This window comes from Alkalibacterium kapii, from assembly GCF_007988865.1.
Taxonomy (GTDB): domain Bacteria; phylum Bacillota; class Bacilli; order Lactobacillales; family Carnobacteriaceae_A; genus Alkalibacterium; species Alkalibacterium kapii.
Genome location: NZ_BJUY01000001.1, coordinates 79,289 through 96,841, shown reverse-complemented (window position 1 = coordinate 96,841; position 17,553 = coordinate 79,289). Strand labels below are relative to the sequence as shown.

General features: G+C 39.5%; 15 protein-coding genes, 1 pseudogene and 2 riboswitches. Of the genes and pseudogenes, 10 read left to right on the top strand and 6 right to left on the bottom strand.

Annotation, left to right across the window (positions count from 1 at the left end; translation table 11 throughout):
* The first annotated feature begins 125 nt into the window (after positions 1–125).
* The 4 genes from AKA01nite_RS00425 to whiA all read left to right on the top strand — a co-directional run bounded on the left by AKA01nite_RS00425 (position 126) and on the right by whiA (position 4,961).
* Entirely contained in the window at positions 126–1,850 is a 1,725-nt protein-coding gene (locus AKA01nite_RS00425) for a phospho-sugar mutase (protein ID WP_146922684.1), read from the top strand.
* Between the two features lie 221 nt (positions 1,851–2,071).
* Positions 2,072–2,959 (top strand): RNase adapter RapZ, encoded by an 888-nt coding sequence (rapZ, locus tag AKA01nite_RS00420; protein WP_146922682.1) that lies wholly within the window; start codon positions 2,072–2,074, stop codon positions 2,957–2,959.
* Complete coding sequence (locus AKA01nite_RS00415; protein WP_146922680.1) at positions 2,956–3,972, top strand: gluconeogenesis factor YvcK family protein; 1,017 nt, start codon at positions 2,956–2,958, stop codon at positions 3,970–3,972. The genes rapZ and AKA01nite_RS00415 overlap by 4 nt, the downstream gene beginning before the upstream one ends.
* 50 nt (positions 3,973–4,022) lie before the next feature.
* Positions 4,023–4,961 carry a DNA-binding protein WhiA gene (whiA, locus tag AKA01nite_RS00410; protein WP_146922678.1) on the top strand — a complete coding sequence of 313 codons (939 nt, stop codon included), beginning with the start codon at positions 4,023–4,025 and terminating at the stop codon, positions 4,959–4,961.
* A gap of 64 nt (positions 4,962–5,025) precedes the next feature.
* On the opposite strand, the gene AKA01nite_RS00405 is transcribed toward whiA, so the two are convergent.
* The 3 genes from AKA01nite_RS00405 to AKA01nite_RS00395 form a co-directional block, all read right to left on the bottom strand.
* The gene (locus AKA01nite_RS00405; RefSeq protein WP_146922676.1) at positions 5,026–5,739 is read right to left on the bottom strand and encodes an MgtC/SapB family protein; all 714 of its coding nucleotides are present in this window, start codon (positions 5,737–5,739) and stop codon (positions 5,026–5,028) included.
* Positions 5,740–5,848: 109 nt separating this feature from the next.
* Complete coding sequence (locus AKA01nite_RS00400) at positions 5,849–6,412, bottom strand: chromate transporter (RefSeq protein ID WP_146922674.1); 564 nt, start codon at positions 6,410–6,412, stop codon at positions 5,849–5,851.
* A complete protein-coding gene (locus AKA01nite_RS00395) occupies positions 6,409–6,993 on the bottom strand; it encodes a chromate transporter (protein WP_307722971.1) in 585 nt (194 codons plus the stop codon). Before AKA01nite_RS00395 ends, AKA01nite_RS00400 begins: the two co-directional genes overlap by 4 nt.
* A gap of 204 nt (positions 6,994–7,197) precedes the next feature.
* On the opposite strand from AKA01nite_RS00395, the gene AKA01nite_RS00390 reads away from it, so the two are divergent.
* The 4 genes and pseudogenes from AKA01nite_RS00390 (at position 7,198) to AKA01nite_RS00375 (ending at position 11,650) form a co-directional block, all read left to right on the top strand.
* The gene (locus AKA01nite_RS00390; RefSeq protein ID WP_146922672.1) at positions 7,198–8,067 is read left to right on the top strand and encodes a glycosyltransferase family 8 protein; all 870 of its coding nucleotides are present in this window, start codon (positions 7,198–7,200) and stop codon (positions 8,065–8,067) included.
* A complete protein-coding gene (gene gor / locus AKA01nite_RS00385; protein WP_146922671.1) occupies positions 8,067–9,428 on the top strand; it encodes a glutathione-disulfide reductase in 1,362 nt (453 codons plus the stop codon). The genes AKA01nite_RS00390 and gor overlap by 1 nt, the downstream gene beginning before the upstream one ends.
* 109 nt (positions 9,429–9,537) lie before the next feature.
* Positions 9,538–9,635: riboswitch (purine riboswitch) on the top strand.
* Between the two features lie 63 nt (positions 9,636–9,698).
* Positions 9,699–10,049: a hypothetical protein gene (locus AKA01nite_RS00380; RefSeq protein ID WP_146922670.1), complete on the top strand. Its 351-nt coding sequence runs from the start codon at positions 9,699–9,701 to the stop codon at positions 10,047–10,049.
* A gap of 136 nt (positions 10,050–10,185) precedes the next feature.
* Positions 10,186–11,650: pseudogene (locus AKA01nite_RS00375) on the top strand (NCS2 family permease).
* Positions 11,651–11,745: 95 nt separating this feature from the next.
* On the opposite strand, the gene AKA01nite_RS00370 reads toward AKA01nite_RS00375, so the two are convergent.
* Genes AKA01nite_RS00370 through AKA01nite_RS00360 form a run of 3 tightly spaced genes read right to left on the bottom strand, consistent with a single transcriptional unit; the run spans position 11,746 to position 14,552 of the window.
* Positions 11,746–12,966, bottom strand: coding sequence for an ABC transporter permease (locus tag AKA01nite_RS00370; protein WP_146922669.1), 1,221 nt, complete (start codon positions 12,964–12,966; stop codon positions 11,746–11,748).
* Positions 12,967–13,674 (bottom strand): ABC transporter ATP-binding protein, encoded by a 708-nt coding sequence (locus AKA01nite_RS00365; RefSeq protein WP_146922668.1) that lies wholly within the window; start codon positions 13,672–13,674, stop codon positions 12,967–12,969. It lies immediately after the preceding gene.
* Positions 13,675–13,688: 14 nt separating this feature from the next.
* Positions 13,689–14,552, bottom strand: a complete 864-nt coding sequence (locus tag AKA01nite_RS00360; protein WP_146922667.1) for an efflux RND transporter periplasmic adaptor subunit — start codon at positions 14,550–14,552, stop codon at positions 13,689–13,691.
* A 308-nt stretch (positions 14,553–14,860) separates the two neighbouring features.
* Positions 14,861–14,958: riboswitch (purine riboswitch) on the top strand.
* A gap of 139 nt (positions 14,959–15,097) precedes the next feature.
* Here AKA01nite_RS00360 and AKA01nite_RS00355 point away from each other — a divergent pair.
* Both AKA01nite_RS00355 and AKA01nite_RS00350 read left to right on the top strand, forming a co-directional pair.
* Positions 15,098–16,561, top strand: coding sequence for an NCS2 family permease (locus AKA01nite_RS00355; protein ID WP_146922666.1), 1,464 nt, complete (start codon positions 15,098–15,100; stop codon positions 16,559–16,561).
* A gap of 238 nt (positions 16,562–16,799) precedes the next feature.
* Complete coding sequence (locus AKA01nite_RS00350; RefSeq protein ID WP_146922665.1) at positions 16,800–17,549, top strand: metallophosphoesterase; 750 nt, start codon at positions 16,800–16,802, stop codon at positions 17,547–17,549.
* Positions 17,550–17,553 lie beyond the last annotated feature (4 nt).

Genomic DNA, 17,553 nt, shown 5'->3' with positions numbered 1-17,553 from the left:
CAGAAAACACATCTAAGTTGGATAGAAGATATATCTTTTCTTTTTTCATGCAAAATAGAGGGAGAAATGATACAATTAAAACATAAGAAGCGACTGAAAAATATAATTAGAGACGAGGGATATTAATGGATTGGAAAGAAAAGTATCAGAACTGGCTCAATTATTCAGAGCTGGATGAATCATTAAAGCAGGATTTACAAAAACATAAAGATGATGAAGCTAAACTTGAGGATGCCTTTTATACATCTTTAGAGTTTGGAACAGCAGGAATGCGCGGGATCATTGGAGCAGGAACGAATCGTATGAATATTTATACTGTTCGTCAGGCGACTGAAGGACTGGCCATGTTCATAGAAAATCAAGGTGAAAAACTAAAAGATCGAGGCGTTGCTATTGCCTACGATTCCCGTCATATGTCTAAGGAATTTGCGGTGGAAGCTGCTTTGACTTTAGCCGAACATGGTATCAAAGCCTATGTATTTGAAGAACTGCGACCAACACCAGAGTTATCTTTTGCTGTTAGACATCTTAAAGCTGCAGCAGGCATTATGATAACAGCCAGTCATAACCCCCCAGAATACAATGGGTATAAGGTCTATGGCGCTGATGGAGGTCAGCTGCCGCCAAAAGAAGCAGATGAATTAACTACTTATGTGAGAAGTGTCGAAGACATTCTGTCCATTAAAGCTATGGATAAAGAAAAAGCCCTAGCAGAAGGATTACTGAAATTTATTGGAAAAGAGGTAGATAAATCCTACCTTGAAGCGGTCAAGACAGTTACGATCGACGGGGACTTGACAGACCGACAGGGAAGAGAGCTGAAAATCGTCTTTACTCCACTTCACGGTACAGGGCAAATGCTTGGTCAGAAAGCCTTGGAGCAAATTGGCTTTAAAAATGTTTATTTTGTAGAAGAACAATCCAAGCCCGATCCTGATTTCACTACAGTAAAATCACCAAATCCGGAAGATCCCGAAGCATTTGAACTCGCTATTGAAAAAGGGACTGAAGTAGACGCCGATGTTCTTATAGCGACTGATCCCGACGCCGATCGTCTTGGAGTGGCTGTGAGAACAGCTAAAGGACATTATGAAGTGCTGACTGGTAATCAGATCGCTGCATTAATGACTGAATATATATTTAAAGCACTCTCGACAAAAGAAACACTGCCTAAAAACAGTGTGATGCTCAAATCTATTGTATCCAGTAACCTGCCCACTGCTATAGGTGATAAGTATGGCGTGAAAACAATCGATGTTCTGACTGGTTTCAAGTTTATAGCAGAAAAAATCAAAGCCTTTGAAGCAGATCATTCCAATGTTTTCATGTACGGATTCGAAGAGAGTTATGGTTATCTCATACAACCTTTTGTAAGAGATAAAGATGCAATTCAAGCGCTTGTTATGGTTGCTGAAATGACTGCCTATTTCAAAGAGCAGGGATACAGTTTATTTGATACTATCCATGAACTTTATCACGAATATGGTCACTATAAAGAAAAGACTATTTCTGTAAAAATGGATGGAATGGAAGGAACAGAAAAAATCAATGAAATCATGCAAACATTCCGTTCAAAAACACCTGATAAATTTGGAGATATACAAGTTGTGAAGATGGAAGATTTTAAAACGCAAACAAGGCAAACTGGTGACACCACAGAAACAATTGACTTGCCACCAGCAAATGTATTGAAATATACCCTGGCTGATTCAAGTTGGATCGCGGTTCGCCCATCTGGTACTGAGCCAAAAATCAAATTTTACCTTTCAGCTTGTGACGACTCAGGTGTAGCCGTTACTGAAAAGATGGAAGCTTTCGAAGAAGATATACGTTCTAGAGTCGATTTTTAAAATACAGCGAACAATAAAATCAAAAGGGAAGCCGATGTCAAACGATTTTTGTTTGGCATCGGCTTTTATTCTGCGATTTGACAAAGAAATGAAATGTTCTGAAACTTAACACAGACATCTTTTCTGAGTGCTAGTAATGACACACCAGGAATGTTATAATAAGTAGACTAAAGAAACAACAGGGATACAGCAACTTACAGATTAAAACAGGAGTGAGTAGTATGAACGAGAAGCTTGAACTTGTCATTATTACGGGAATGAGCGGTGCAGGTAAAACGGTCGCAATGCAGAGTTTCGAAGATATGGGGTATTACTGTATAGATAATATGCCGCCGAATTTATTGCCGACTTTTTGGAAACTTGTACGGGAAACTGGACAGTTCAGTAAAATAGCACTTGTAATGGACTTGAGGATGAAAGACTTTTTTGAAGAAATAAATCAAGTACTCGTTACTATGGACAATACTCCTCATATCACTACACGGATCGTTTTTCTCGAAGCCACGAATGAAGAACTGGTCACACGGTACAAAGAAACCAGACGAGCTCATCCTCTGGCGAAAAACGAAAGAACGATCGAGGGCATAAAAAGAGAAAGAGATTTACTGAATGATATAAAATTGCGTGCACAGCTCGTCATAGATACAACAAAGCTGACACCGCGTGAATTGAGAAAAAAATTGATCACTGAATTCAAAGAAAAAGAAAAAGAAATGTTTCGAGTCGAAATTGTTTCATTTGGTTTTAAATATGGCATTCCAATCGATTCTGATATCGTTATGGATGTAAGGTTTTTGGCCAATCCTCATTATATAGAAGAATTGAGACCTCAGACGGGACTTGATAAACCTGTTTACGATTATGTGATGCAGCAGACTGAAACAGACACCTTTTATAAGAAATTCATTGATTTAATAGATTTTACACTCCCTGGTTACAAAAAAGAAGGAAAAAGCAACGTGACTATTGCCATTGGCTGTACTGGCGGAAAACATCGGTCGGTTGCATTGGTAGAACGAATAGCAAAAAGCATCAAAACGGATGGGTATCATGTGAATGTTTCTCATCGTGACAAGGATAAAGCAAAGGAGTCAACTGTGCGATCATGAGACAGGAAACATTTAAAAAGAGAAAACCCAAAATAGTTGTTATCGGTGGAGGAACAGGTTTACCTGTTATATTGAAAAGTTTAAAAGAAAAAGATGCGGACATCACGGCAATCGTGACAGTTGCTGACGATGGGGGAAGCAGTGGTGTTTTACGTAAAAGCTTCAACGCTGTTCCTCCAGGAGATTTGAGGAATGTATTGACCGCACTATCTGAAATCCCCGAGCTCCAGCGAGAAATATTCCAATATCGTTTCAGAACGGACGATCGTAATCTAAGTGGTCATACTATAGGAAATCTGATCATATCTGCAATGGCAGATATGCATGGAAATATCTATGAAGCTATACAGCTGCTGGCTAAAATGATGCATATCAAAGGTCATGTCTATCCAGCCGCTGAAGAACCACTGAATCTGCATGCTGAATATGTAGATGGCACGAGAGAAACTGGAGAATCGAAAATCCCGAAAAAAGGAAAAAAAATCGATAAAGTATCCGTAACCTGCGTTACAAAAGAGCGACCGGTCAAAGCGAGCAGAAAAGTCATCTCGGCTATAATGAATGCCGACATGGTCGTTTTGGGGCCCGGAAGCTTGTTTACAAGTATTCTGCCCAATATTATGATCCCGGACATCGGTAAAGCATTGGTGGAAACAGAAGCAAAAGTCGTTTATATATCCAATATCATGACGCAGTTAGGAGAAACAGAAGACTTGAATGATGCTGATCACATCAAAGTCCTGCATAAACATTTAGGGACAAAATTCATAGATATCGCTCTGACTAATATTGGTGTTGTACCAAGTGATTATATTGAACAGGAAGTCAACGAAGAATATCTCCTTCAAGTTGAGCATGATTTTAAAGGACTGAAAGCGGAAGTACCTATGATCATATCAGATGATTTTTTGCTGTTGACAGAAAAAAGTGTTTACCATAACGGCGAGAAAGTTGCAGAAGAAATATTTAAAACAGCTTTCAATAGTCAAAGAAAAATCAAAAAATATTTATAAAATAAATGCTGTATATAAAGCAGATGTGCATTTAAGAGGAAGTGAAAAGCGTGTCATTCGCATTTGAAGTAAAAAAAGAACTAACCATGCTGGAAGTGCATCCAGAACATGCTAAAGCAGAACTGGCCGCTTTAATAAGAATGAACGGGACATTGAGTATACTGGATCATGAGTTTTTGCTGAACATACAGACGGAAAATGCAGCTATTGCCAGAAGAATATACTCTCTGATCAAAGATAATTTTGATGTTGAATCAGAACTTCTTGTCAGAAAAAAGATGAAACTAAAAAAGAATAATGTGTATATCGTACGTTTAAAAGGCGGGTCTGAGGTCGTTTTAAAAGAATTGGGCATCATGGACGGCATGCTTTATCATGGGCATGTTCAAGCAGAAATAAAAAACAATAAGCAAAAAATAAAGTCTTACTTAAGAGGAGCGTTTTTGGCTGGAGGTTCTGTCAACAGTCCGGATACTAGTCGTTATCATCTGGAAATACATTCTAGTTACGAAGAACATAACAATGATATCTGTGATATGATGCAGCGATTTGATATGAATGCACGTGTTCATGAACGCAGAAACGGATATATTGTCTACTTGAAAGAGTCTGAAAAAATTGCCGACTTTTTAGCACTGATTGGTGCAACCAGTAGTATGTTCAGATTTGAAGATGTGCGTATTGTCAGAGATATGCGGAATTCAGTTAATCGCTTAGTGAACTGTGAGAATGCCAATCTAAATAAGACCATTGATGCAGCTTCAAGGCAAATTGAGAATATTAAGTTGATTGAACAGATGAAAGGTTTGGACACGCTGCCTGAAAAGTTGAAAGAAATGGCAGTTGTTAGAGTGGAAAATCCTGATATTAGTTTAAAAGAATTGGGAGACCTTTTACCCAATGGCGGCGTTTCAAAGTCTGGTGTTAATCATCGCTTAAGAAAAATCAATCAAATAGCAGAAGAGATAAGACAGACACAGACAGTTTAAAACTAAACAAGAAAAAAGAGGCTGAAACCATCGTTTCAACCTCTTTTTATTCGCGCAGATAATATTAAGTATCAAAATGTGTTTTGATCGTATTTATTTTCAAGACATTTGGATGGGAACCCACTTTAGAAATATAGTCCATCGTATTGAAGTTATTGGGTAAGTGTAACGTGTAAAGGTCTTCGCAGTAGCTGGTTCCATCATCCAGGTAAGTAATGCAATGATCCGTATTGACCACTGAAATATTATGTTCCATAAAACTTTTTTCTAGATAATCCAAGGTTTCATTCCGATATTTGTACTTTATTTCCAGCTGTTTTGTACGGTCGATTTTAAATAATGTTTTCAAAAGTCTCAAGACAATCAGCATGATCACAGCACCCGCCAGTGCTAAAAAATAATAACCCATACCAACAGAGATACCCAGACTGGCCACAGCCCATATAGAAGCTGCAGTCGTAAGACCAGTCACCGTACGTTTACTGACGATGATTGTTCCGGCACCAAGAAAACCGATCCCATTTACTATTTGAGCAGTTAAACGAGTAATATCTGACGTCAATACATTGGCTAGTTCGGGATTGTTCTTTGAAAAATCCAGAAGCCAATCGCTTGCTTCCAGTTGTATCATCGTAATAACAGCTGCACCTAAGCTCACGAGCATGTGCGTACGTATACCAGCATCTCGTCCTTTTAGTTCCCGTTCAAAACCTATCATTCCCCCAACTAGTGCTGCCAGCAATAAACGAGTCAGAGTTTCCAATTGATCAATAGCCATAATGATCCCTCTTTTGATTGTTTGTTTTAAATGTGTTAACTACGTAATGATCCATAATATAATAAATAGATCGATGTTCAGTTGCATCAGCACACCAATCTATTTACTATTATCCAATTGAATAAACTATCCCACCTAAAATACCCGTAAGGATAATAACGTGAATAGGACTTGCTTTGAACTTTCTCAAAAAAAAGATGGCGATAGCGAAAAAAATAACAGAGACATAATTCAGCTCGGTCAAATCGATCGGCCAGTCACTGTGTCCGAACATTGCAGTCAGGAAAATCGTGAGTCCGGCTGATGCAATCAAAGCAACGACTGCTGGTCTTAATCCCTGGATGATACCCTGCACCATTTCAATGTTCTTGTATTTGAAATAAAAATAAGCCAGTAGCTGAACGATAATGACAGAAGGAAGGGTGACACCCACAGTAGCTACAGCACCACCTAAAATACCTGCAATCTGGTTTCCGGAAAATGTCGCAGCATTTATGGCTATGGGGCCTGGAGTCATTTCAGATAAGGTCAGCACATCAATAAACTGCTGATTTGTTATCCAGCCCTGGTCATGAATGAGTTCCTGTTCGATGAGGGGCAAGGCAGCATAGCCACCACCGAAACTGAGTAATCCAATTTGAAAGAAACTGAAAAGTAAATTTAAATAGATCATTTTTCATCGTCCTTATTTTTTTGTCGGAGTTTCCAGAACGTTGTCAGCGCACCGATGACTCCAGAAAAGAATAAAAGCCATAAAATATTGACTTGATAAACGATCCCCGCTATTAAAGCAGCTGCCATAACGAGAATAGGGATGATTTTTTTCTGGACAACGATTCGCTTACCCATATCATATACGACATTGACGATGATGGCGGCAACGCCCGCCTGCATACCAAGCAGGATATTGTTGACGATGGCATTATCCCTTACAGCTATATAAATATACGCCAGAGCTGTCATGATCAGTAACGGAGGAATGATGGTCCCTAAAACAGTGACCATTGCACCTGGGACACCAGCCATACGGTAACCGATAAGGATTGAAGTGTTAACTGCTATGGGTCCAGGCGATGACTGACCTAAGGCTATCAAATCAAGCATTTCATCTTCATTGATCCAGCCCAGTTCATTCACGAATTTTTTTTCCATTAAAGGAACAATGACATACCCACCTCCAAAAGTAAACATACTCAGAAAAAAGGTGGATTTAAATAACTTTGTGTACAAGGTTTTCTTACTCATATCCTCCATAGGTTTTCTCCTCTTTACGTGTTAATTCTAATTATAGTAGAATTAAGAAGTGTTGCAAAGAGAAAAGATTATGCTGAGTTGGCCTTTAGAAGTACCGGCAGCAGTATTTTTCAGTTTTAACTCGATAAAAATGTCCTTCACGTGTATTTTTATTGAATAGTCGGTATAATATTATTAAGAAGCTATAGGATTGGAGGGACCGACATGATCAATTTGTTATTTTCTTTAGATGAAAATTATGTTTATCCGTTGCGTGTGCTAATTCACTCTATTATTGAAAATCACCCGGACGAATCATTTCGCATGTACTTACTCCATGCAGGGATCAGTAAAGAAACATTAAAGGAATTAGAAACTTTTGTTGAGAAAAACGGCGATCACGAATTAGTTGTTATCTATTGCAAGGACTTTTTCAAACCATCAGACAAATTAGCTATCACTCGATATTATTCTCTGGAGATGTATCTTTGGATGTTTGCACCGTATATTTTACCTGCTGATATCGACCGGATATTATATTTAGATCCGGATATCATCAATGTCGGTGATATTCGTACATTTTACAATAAGACGTTCGATGGACATTCTTTTATTGCTACAAATTATAAGTATAAAACAAAATGGATCCAGCCATTTAATAACATACGACTAGGTAATTTTGAATCAGAGAACTATTTCAACTCGGGTGTCGTACTGATGAATTTGGAAAAACTAAGACGGGTCGGGAATCCTGACCAAATCGTAGAAGCAATCAGAGAAAACAAATCCATACTCATTCTACCAGATCAGGACATTTTCAATATGCTTTATGTCAATGATATAAAAGAAGAAGACTGGCGTATTTATAATATGAATCCTAAGGTCTATGAAAAGCTTAAAGTGATTTTTCCAAACAAGTACAATTTTCAGATGATTGAGGATAAGGTTGTGTTCATCCATTACCTGGGCAAGCATAAGCCTTGGGACAAAAGGGAAAAATACAAATACGAATTAGGAAAATACTACTTTGAGGCAGAACGTAAAACATATGATTTTATTGATGTTGAGCCAATAACGAATAAGGGGAATAAATAATGACCAAAGAATTTGATTATGATTATTTAGTGATAGGTGGGGGAAGTGGGGGAATAGCCTCAGCTAATCGTGCAGGAACGCATGGCGCCCGTGTTGCTTTGATTGAAGAAAATGCACTTGGAGGAACGTGTGTCAATTTAGGCTGCGTACCAAAAAAAGTCATGTGGCATGTTGCTGAAATGTTGGAATTCCTGGATCTATATGCCAAAGACTATGGGATCGAATTGAAACAGGATCCGATTTTTCATTACAAGAAAATGCGACAAAATAGAGAGAAGTATATTTCATTTTTGCATACCGTTTATAAAAGAGGACTCGATTCCAATAACGTCACCCTCATAAAAGGCAAGGCAACCTTTGTCGACGAGTCCACAGTAGAAGTTAATAATCAGAATATAACCGCAGAACATATCCTCATTGCAACTGGTGGAAAACCAAAGAGACTGGATATACCAGGTGGCGAATTCGGGATCGTGTCAGATGATGTTTTCTATCTTGAGGAACTGCCAAAAAGCATAGCAGTGATCGGCGGTGGATATATCAGTGTGGAAATGAGTGGGATACTGGATGCCTTTGGAGTAGACACTCATATGTTTGTCCGAAAACCAGCCCCCCTCTACAACTTTGATTCTATTATTTGTGAAGGATATCAAGCTTTAACAAAAAATGAGACCATGAATATTCATGTGAACAAAACGCTCGTCAGTGTTGAAAAAAAGCAAGAGCATTCATACGTATTGCACTTTGAGGATGGGACGACCCACGAAACGGAAGAAATACTCTGGGCTACAGGTCGCGTGCCTAATACAAAGAATCTAAACTTAGAAGCTGCTGGAGTCAATCTATATCCCGGAGGCTATGTAGAGGTCGATCGATTCCAGAATACGACCAGCAGTAACATATATTCAGTGGGAGACGTGACGGGACGAGCAGAGCTGACCCCAGTCGCCATTGCTGCAGGCCGCTCGTTATCTGAGAGACTATTCAATAACAAACCTGATGAGTATTTTGACTATAAAAATATTCCGTCGGTTATCTTCACACATCCACCTATAGGCACAGTGGGTATGACAGAAAAGCAGGCTAGAGAAGAATATCCAGAAGGTGAAGTTAAAATATATAAATCGACATTTACCTCTATGCATAGTTCCATCACAGCTAACAGACAAAAAGCCTATATGAAACTTGTCTGCGTGGGTAAAGACGAAAAAATTGTTGGATTACATGGTGTCGGAAAAGGAATGGACGAAATGCTTCAGGGATTCGCTGTAGCTGTTCAGATGGGCGCGACTAAAAAAGATTTTGATCGTACCGTAGCCATACACCCGACAGCAGCTGAAGAATTTGTGACTATGCGTTAAACGCCTATAGTTATTTCGTAACTGCCAAGTGTAAGGGTCAGTTAGATAAATAAAACGTCCAACTGTTAAAAGTCTATTGATATATACATGTATATATACTAAAATTAAATCAGATTAACAAATGTTTACTAATATAATTTAGCGATATGGGCTATAGTTTCTACCAATCCCCTTAAAGGATTGACTATTAGATTAAACAGTCGGTTTTGTTTATATATTAGTTGATCCAAGACGGGAAACCGTCTTTTTTTATTTCCATTTGAGCCGGGAGTGAAACCATCATCGGCAAACCCAAAAACTTTTTCGTTTGATTTAGCTGAAGTAGGGGCAATATCGGTTAACCCAGAGACTTTATCAGTTGAGTCAGTTGAAGTAAGGGCGATATCGGTTAACCCAGAGACTTTATCAATTGAGTTAGTTGAAGTAGGTGCGATATCGGTTAACCCAGAGACTTTATCACTTGAGTTAACTGAAGTAGCTGCGATATCGGTAGACTCAAAGACTTTACCATTTAAGTCAGCTGAAGCAAGTCCAATATCAGTTAACTTAAAGACTTTACCATTTGAGTCAGCAAATGAAAAACTTAGAACTAGCGACACGCATATGCATCTTTTTAAATGAGTCTGAAAAGGGTTATGAATTATTTCAGTGATAAAATTATTTGCTTTACAAAAGTTTTAATCTTATGAATCAAGTATTCCCTTACCAAAGTTTGATTGGTGATGTGAGCTGGAATATATGAAAGAAGGTTATTCCAATGCTAGAGCAATTTTTTAAGTTGAAGAAGAATGAAACAACTGTTGGAATAGAAGTTACTGCGGGGCTGACGACGTTTTTTTCTATGGCTTACGTTCTGTTCATCAATCCTCAGATATTAGCACTGACAGGAATGCCGACACAAGCTATCTTGTTAGCGACTGCTTTATCTGCCGCTGTAGGTACATTTTTTCTGGCTTTCTATGCAAATGTACCTTACGCTCAAGCACCAGGTATGGGGATGAATGCCTTTTTCACTTACACAGTGGTATTTGCACTTGGATTTACTTGGCAGGAAGCATTATGTATGGTTTTTTTAACAGGTATTGCCGGGACTATAATTACAGTAACTCGAATCAGAAAAAAAATCATTAAAGCTATCCCACTATCTTTACAATATACTATCGGAGGAAGCATTGGTATATTCATAATTTACAGTGGTTTAAAAAATGCAGAATTACTGACAGTCATGCCAAATGATCAGGCGGTCATGTCTTTGAATAACGAATCTTACACTATCAGTAAGGAGGTTATCGATGCTTTCAGCTCATTAGTTACTGGAGGCGGAATCAGTCCTGATATGGGAAGTTTGAATAATCCTTTTGCCTTACTCACAATAATAGGCCTTATTTTTATAGTCATATTAATGATTGCAAGAGTAAAAGGAGCCATCCTTATCGGCATAATTTTTGCGACTATCGTGGGTATCCCAATCGGTGTCACAGATATTTCGATTATTAATAATCCAGCATACTCAGTTCTATCAAACTTTAGTGAACTAGGAAAAACGTTTGGAGCAGCATTTGGTCCACAAGGTTTGGGGTCTTTAATAGCGGATCCTTCTCGTTACATCCTAATCATCTTCACTATTTTCACCTTCACATTAACGGATCTTTTTGATACGATCGGTACATTTATTGGAACTGGCAGAAGGTCAGGGATTTTTACATTAGAAGATGAAAAGGCAATCCAGAAAGAAAGTGGATTGAAAACCAGAATGGAACGCGCACTTTTTGCTGATACTGTCGCCACTTCAGTTGGAGCTGTGCTTGGAACATCACCTGTCACTACATTCGTGGAAAGTGCTTCAGGAATCAAAGTTTTGCGGACGTACAGGCCTAACAAGTCTAATTACTGGCGTACTTTTTTTACTTGCAATCTTTTTTTCGCCAGTCATATCGATTGTCCCAAGAGTTGCCATAGCACCCGCACTGATTGTTGTTGGCTTCACTATGCTTACCGCTTTTTCTGAAATAAACTGGCGTAAAATGGAAGAAGCCATCCCGGCATTCTTTGCTTCTGTTGTAATGGGTTTGTTTTACAGCATAGCGTACGGCGTAGCAGCTGGATTTTTCTTTTATATCACCATAGAGGTTGTAAAAGGACGAGCACGTCGTATACATCCCATTTTATGGATCGCAACTGGTTTATTTATTATTAATTTCGTTATTTTGAAATTACTTTAAGCGACTCCTTTGTCATTGTGCTCTAAATATATAGATAAAGCCCTTTGAAATCAGGAATGATTTCAAAGGGCTTTTGTTTTCCAAATTATTTAAACTTATTCAAACCTTAGAGCATCGATAGGATTGAGTTTTGCCGCTTTACGCGCAGGATAAATTCCGAAGAACACACCTACTGCAGTCGAGAAGGCAAGAACCAGAACAACACTTCCGAGAGTATAGACCGGTACGATATTCAGTGCACTGGCAATGACATTTGAAAGCAATATACCAAGAGTCAGACCGATCATACCGCCGATCAGACTTAAGATAATGGCTTCCATCAAGAACTGGATCAAGATAGTTCGAGTAGTGGCACCGAGAGCTTTCCGCGTTCCGATTTCTCTCGTTCGTTCAGTCACAGAAACAAGCATAATATTCATAACTCCGATTCCACCGACAAGCAGGGCAATACCTGCAACAGCAGCGATGAAGTTGATAAAGAGACTTAGAACATTATTTACTTGATCGAGAGCCTGGAGGAAATTCCTGGCATTATAGACGTTATCGCCAACTGCATCATTGCGCAGCTCCAGAAGTCGAACGACTTGATTGGAAACAGGTTCGATCTGTTCTGTATCTTCTACTTCTATGATAGCTGAATTCATACCAGCCAGCTGAGGCAGCTGCTGTCCGAGCGTTGACTGCGGCATGGCCATGAATAAGGGGATCTGATCTGTGTCAAACGCACCCTGCATGTCAGCAAACGAACCTTCCACGACTCCTACGATCCGAAGATCAAGACGTGTCTGGGAAACGTTTATGGAAAGCGTCTCGCCGACGACGTCCGTTCGTCCATACAATGCTTCAGCACCATCCGTATCGATAACGACTACATCATTGTTCTCATCGAAATCCACTTGGTTGAAATAACGTCCGTGGACTAGGTTGGAACTCATTGCCTGGCTGACATATTGTAAATCAGGAGTCCCATATGAAAGGACAGCCTGGCGGGAATCCATGTCAGTAGACGCTGTTCCCGTAATTTGCTGGTTGGGTGAAATATAACGAATCTCTTCTATGGAATCTTTTAAAACGACCAGGTCCTCTTGTTTGAGTGCATCGTTTGGATCCTCTGTATTATTTGCAGATAGATCGATCGTAGTTGCTCCTAAATCACTGAATGTACTTGTGATTTCCTTCGCGGCACCGTTACCTACAGATAGAATTGCAATAACTGAAGCAATACCAATAATGATCCCCAGCATCGTTAAAAACGAACGCATCTTGTTTGCAAATATACTATCCAGAGCCATTTTGAAGTTTTCTTTGATATACACTTAATCTACCTCCGCTTTTGAAAGCTTTTCAGGTGTAATGGTTTCGTCTTCCGTAATTTGACCGTCTCTAAAGTGAACGATGCGTTTCGTGTAGACAGCATATTCAGGTTCATGAGTTACCATGACGATCGTTGTCCCTTCATCATTCAGATCCTGGAAAATACGCATAATGTCTTCCGTTGTTTTAGAGTCCAGATTTCCTGTCGGCTCATCGGCCATTAAAACAGAAGGGCGATTGACAATGGAGCGGGCGATAGCGACACGCTGTTTCTGACCGCCGGATATTTCATTGGTCAAATGATACAGACGGTCACCGAGTCCTACTTTTTCCAATGCTTCTGTCGCTCGTTTTTTTCGTTCGGCAGTCGGAACTTTTGCATAGACAAGCGGAAGCATAACGTTTTCTAGTACATTCATGCGCGCCATTAAGTTAAAGGATTGAAACACAAAACCAATTTCCTTGTTTCTGATATTAGCCAGTTCCGCATCGGATAATCCAGTCACATCAGTTCCGTTAAGCATATATTTTCCGCTGTCAAATCGGTCGAGCAGTCCTAATATATTCATAAGGGTGGATTTACCGGAACCACTTGGACCCATGATGGAGGTGAATTCTCCTTCTTCAATGGAAAGAGTCACTTTATCCAGCGCTTTTATAGTTTCTCCACCCAAACGATATATTTTTTCTATATCGGTAATTTCTATCACGAGATATCCTCCTTTTAGTTTTCTAGTTCAACTTCAATACCATCTTCAATGTTGGAACTTGGAGACAAGATTACTTGATCTTCTTCAGATACGCCGCTTACAACTTCAATACTGGCTTCCGACTGGATACCTGTTTCTATGTCTTTGCGTTCTGCAAGGCCATCGTTTACAGTAAACACATAAGGTTCGTTATCTTCATTATAGTTAAGGGCTTCTACTGGAATAACCATGATATCATCCTTAGAGTCAACGATGATATCCGTATCGATTTCGAAACCGGCGATCAAGTCTGAGGTGTCTGAGTCAAAAGTGACAGTTGCGCCCAATAAAGTAGCCACACCTGTTTGAGTCTGCTGCTGAGTAGCTACCGGATCGATTTCCGATACCGTTCCCTCAAATTCCTTATCGTGATAAGTCAAAACAACGTTCTGATCTACTTCGACTTCGCTGGCATCTGAACGTGATAACTGCAGAGCCACTTGCAGATCGTTCAAGTTTTCCACTACAAGTGACGGGCGCCCCTGCTGAGCATTGGTATCGGCTGCTTCTTCTTTTATATTGACCTTTGTGACCGTCCCATTGAATTCTGCTTCGTAAGAGGTCCCGTTCACATAAGTGACTAGTGTATCGCCTTCTTCAACAGTATCTCCCACGGAAACATTCAATTCAGAAACCACGCCTTGCCCAGCGATCTGCTGAGATTCACTCGGTTCGATTATTCCTGTAGTCACGATCGTTTCTGTAATGTCTTGTTTCATAACATCGGCTGTACGGACAGTCACTGTTTCTTCCCCCTGCTGGCTGCTGTAAATACTATAGGCGACAAACCCTACAAAAGCTAGAAATAAAACTAGTCCTATCCATTTTTTTCCTTTCATATTTGAAACGTCCTTTCTCTATTTATATTATTGTAAAAAAACTAACTCTCTTAATTATACAGGTTGAAAGAGTGACTTTCTAATAATATGAAAGAAAATCATGAAATCTTCAAGCTTGTATAAAGGCCAAATCGCAATATATAAAACGATAGATAAAGTTGCGTTAATGTTCGTTTTTTTAGTTAAATGTAAATGTTTTCTAATCTTATAATGTTCGTTTTGCGTTTGTTTACGAATGTTTTAAATTAAATTACAATTAAATTTCCGTTATTTTTTTGCATTTATCAAAGTGCTATATTATGATTGAATCATCTTAATAAGTGTTATCTAATATAATTTAGCGATATGGGCTATAGTTTCTACCAATCCCCTTAAAGGATTGACTATTAGATTAAACAATACGTATTTATTGTTTATGGTGTAGTTGATTAAAGACGGGAAACCGTCTTTTTTTACTTACATCTATTTTACCCATTGTTTTATTAGGTAACCCTTTAGAGTAACTCCACGGAAATGGAGAAAAATTACGAAAGAGGGTTTTATCTTTGTTTGAAAAATTCTTTCACTTGAAAGAGAACAACACCACAGCAGGAACAGAAATTGCAGCCGGACTGACAACGTTTTTTGCCATGTCTTATATCATATTCGTTAATCCACAAATATTGGCGTTGACTGGCATGCCGACTCAAGCAGTGTTTTTAGCAACAGTCATATCCGCTGCGGTAGGTACGCTCATTTTAGCTTTATATGCAAATGTACCGTATGCGCAGGCCCCGGGGATGGGCTTGAATGCATTCTTTACGTACACAGTCGTCTTTGCACTCGGTTTTAGCTGGCAGGAAGCACTGTTCATGGTCTTCTTAACAGGTGTTGTAGGCATCTTGATCACTGTTACTTCGATCAGAAAGAAAATCATCCATGCGATTCCAGAATCACTGCAGCATGCCATAGGCGGGGGCATTGGCGTGTTTATCGCATACATTGGTCTAAAGAATGCAGAATTGCTGTCGTTTACGTCTGAAGGACAATCGATCATTTCTGTAAACAATGAACCTTACACTGCAGGAACTGAGATCAACGGGGCGATCAATACTGTAGTGACCGGGGGCGGCATCATTCCCGACATGGGAAGCTTTACCAATCCCTATGCATTACTTGCATTGATAGGTTTAGTCATAACGATAGTGATGATGATCGCCAAAGTTAAGGGAGCGATACTGATCGGGATCGTCTTGACTACGATTATTGGTATTCCGATGGGTGTGACTGATTTATCTGGACTCAGTAATCCGGCTAATTCCATACTGTCTGCCTTTGGAGAGCTCGGAACGACGTTTGGAGCAGCGTTTGGTTCGCAGGGACTTGGCTCTCTTTTAGCTGATCCATCACGATATGCACTTATACTCATTACGATTTTTGCATTTACCTTAACAGATGTCTTCGATACGATCGGAACCTTTATCGGTACAGGGAGAAAAGCAGGTATATTCACTCTTGAGGACGAGAAAGCCATGGGTAAAGGGAATGGCTTGAATACTAAAATGGAAAAAGCCTTGCTTGCCGATACAGTTGCAACATCGATCGGTGCAGTATTCGGCACATCGCCTGTCACTACTTTTGTTGAAAGTACAGCTGGGATCGGCGCGGGTGGCCGTACCGGTTTGACCAGTTTAACTACCGGGACGTTATTTATGCTGACGGCTTTCTTCTCGCCAGTGATGTCGGTCGTTCCAGGAGCAGCAACAGCCCCGGCTCTAATCGTTGTGGGTATTCTCATGATGTCCGCATTTTCAGAAATCGACTGGAACAACTTGGAAGAAGCCATTCCTGCTTTCTTCGCATCGATTTTTATGGGCTTCACTTACAGTATTTCTTACGGAATCGCAGCTGGATTTTTATTTTATATCATCACGAAAGTCGTTAAAGGAAAGGTCCGGGTCGTGCATCCTGTTTTATGGGCAACGACAGCTTTGTTTATCTTCAACTTTGTGATTCTTGGTTTGATTTAAAAAATAGACAACAAACTGATCCTTTATGTAATTAACAGTCAATGAATAGCTACAAAGAACGAGTAGATGCCTCTTATAGGATCTATTCGTTTTTTTGGTATCCAGTAAAAAGTACACGAATCTTAAGTGCCCTTTTTGCTTAGGTTAAAGAGTATCCATTTAGAGTGCGTGTTTGATATGTGGTAAACTATGAATACAGTAGTGATTTAATCCATGATATTTAGGAGGGAATACTCAAATGAAAAATAAAGTTTTTGTGATCGGTGATGTCCATGGACAGATAACGATGTTCAAAGAGATTCTTGAGTATTGGAAGCCTGATGAAGAACAGTTGATCCTGATCGGAGATTTAGGTGACAGAGGAGAAGACCCTAAAGCCTGCTTTTTATTAGCTAAGGAACTTGTCGATACAGAAGGTGCTGTCTGTTTAAGAGGGAACCATGAAGAAATGCTTCTGAATTTTTTAAACAGACCTCAATATGCGGCGGCAAATTATAAAATGAATGGTGGCATGGTAACGATCCAGTCTTTTCTTAAATTGGAAGAAGGAAAATACGATGCCGTTGAACTTGCCGCCAGTTTACAATCAGAGGCACCCTGGTTGAAACCATTTATCGAATCTTTACCCTTCATTTACGAGTGGGAGAATTATGTATTCGTGCATGCCGGCGTAGATTTGACTCTAAAAGATTGGCGTGACTCAACAGAACGGGATTATGTATGGATAAGGGAAGGTTTTTACGATCAGCCAAACAAAACAGATAAAACCTTTGTTTTTGGGCATACCGTTACAGCAATGTTGAATGAAAAGCAGACAAATACAGATATATGGGATTCAGGAGACGGGAAAATCGGGATTGATGGTGGCGCAGTATATGGCGGAGTGATACATGGTGTTGTTTTCGATAAAGATGGGATCGTGGATCACTATGAAGTGGAGAATAAAGGCTACGCATTTTCTAATTATCTAAGAAAGAAGGATTCATAGTTAA

Coding starts and splice junctions, on each gene's coding strand:
- AKA01nite_RS00425 (WP_146922684.1), top strand. CDS start 126: ATGGATTGGAAAGAAAAGTATCAGAACTGGCTCAATTATTCAGAGCTG.
- rapZ (WP_146922682.1), top strand. CDS start 2,072: ATGAACGAGAAGCTTGAACTTGTCATTATTACGGGAATGAGCGGTGCA.
- AKA01nite_RS00415 (WP_146922680.1), top strand. CDS start 2,956: ATGAGACAGGAAACATTTAAAAAGAGAAAACCCAAAATAGTTGTTATC.
- AKA01nite_RS00405 (WP_146922676.1), bottom strand. CDS start 5,739: ATGGCTATTGATCAATTGGAAACTCTGACTCGTTTATTGCTGGCAGCA.
- AKA01nite_RS00400 (WP_146922674.1), bottom strand. CDS start 6,412: ATGATCTATTTAAATTTACTTTTCAGTTTCTTTCAAATTGGATTACTC.
- AKA01nite_RS00395 (WP_307722971.1), bottom strand. CDS start 6,993: ATGGAGGATATGAGTAAGAAAACCTTGTACACAAAGTTATTTAAATCC.
- AKA01nite_RS00390 (WP_146922672.1), top strand. CDS start 7,198: ATGATCAATTTGTTATTTTCTTTAGATGAAAATTATGTTTATCCGTTG.
- gor (WP_146922671.1), top strand. CDS start 8,067: ATGACCAAAGAATTTGATTATGATTATTTAGTGATAGGTGGGGGAAGT.
- AKA01nite_RS00360 (WP_146922667.1), bottom strand. CDS start 14,552: ATGAAAGGAAAAAAATGGATAGGACTAGTTTTATTTCTAGCTTTTGTA.
- AKA01nite_RS00350 (WP_146922665.1), top strand. CDS start 16,800: ATGAAAAATAAAGTTTTTGTGATCGGTGATGTCCATGGACAGATAACG.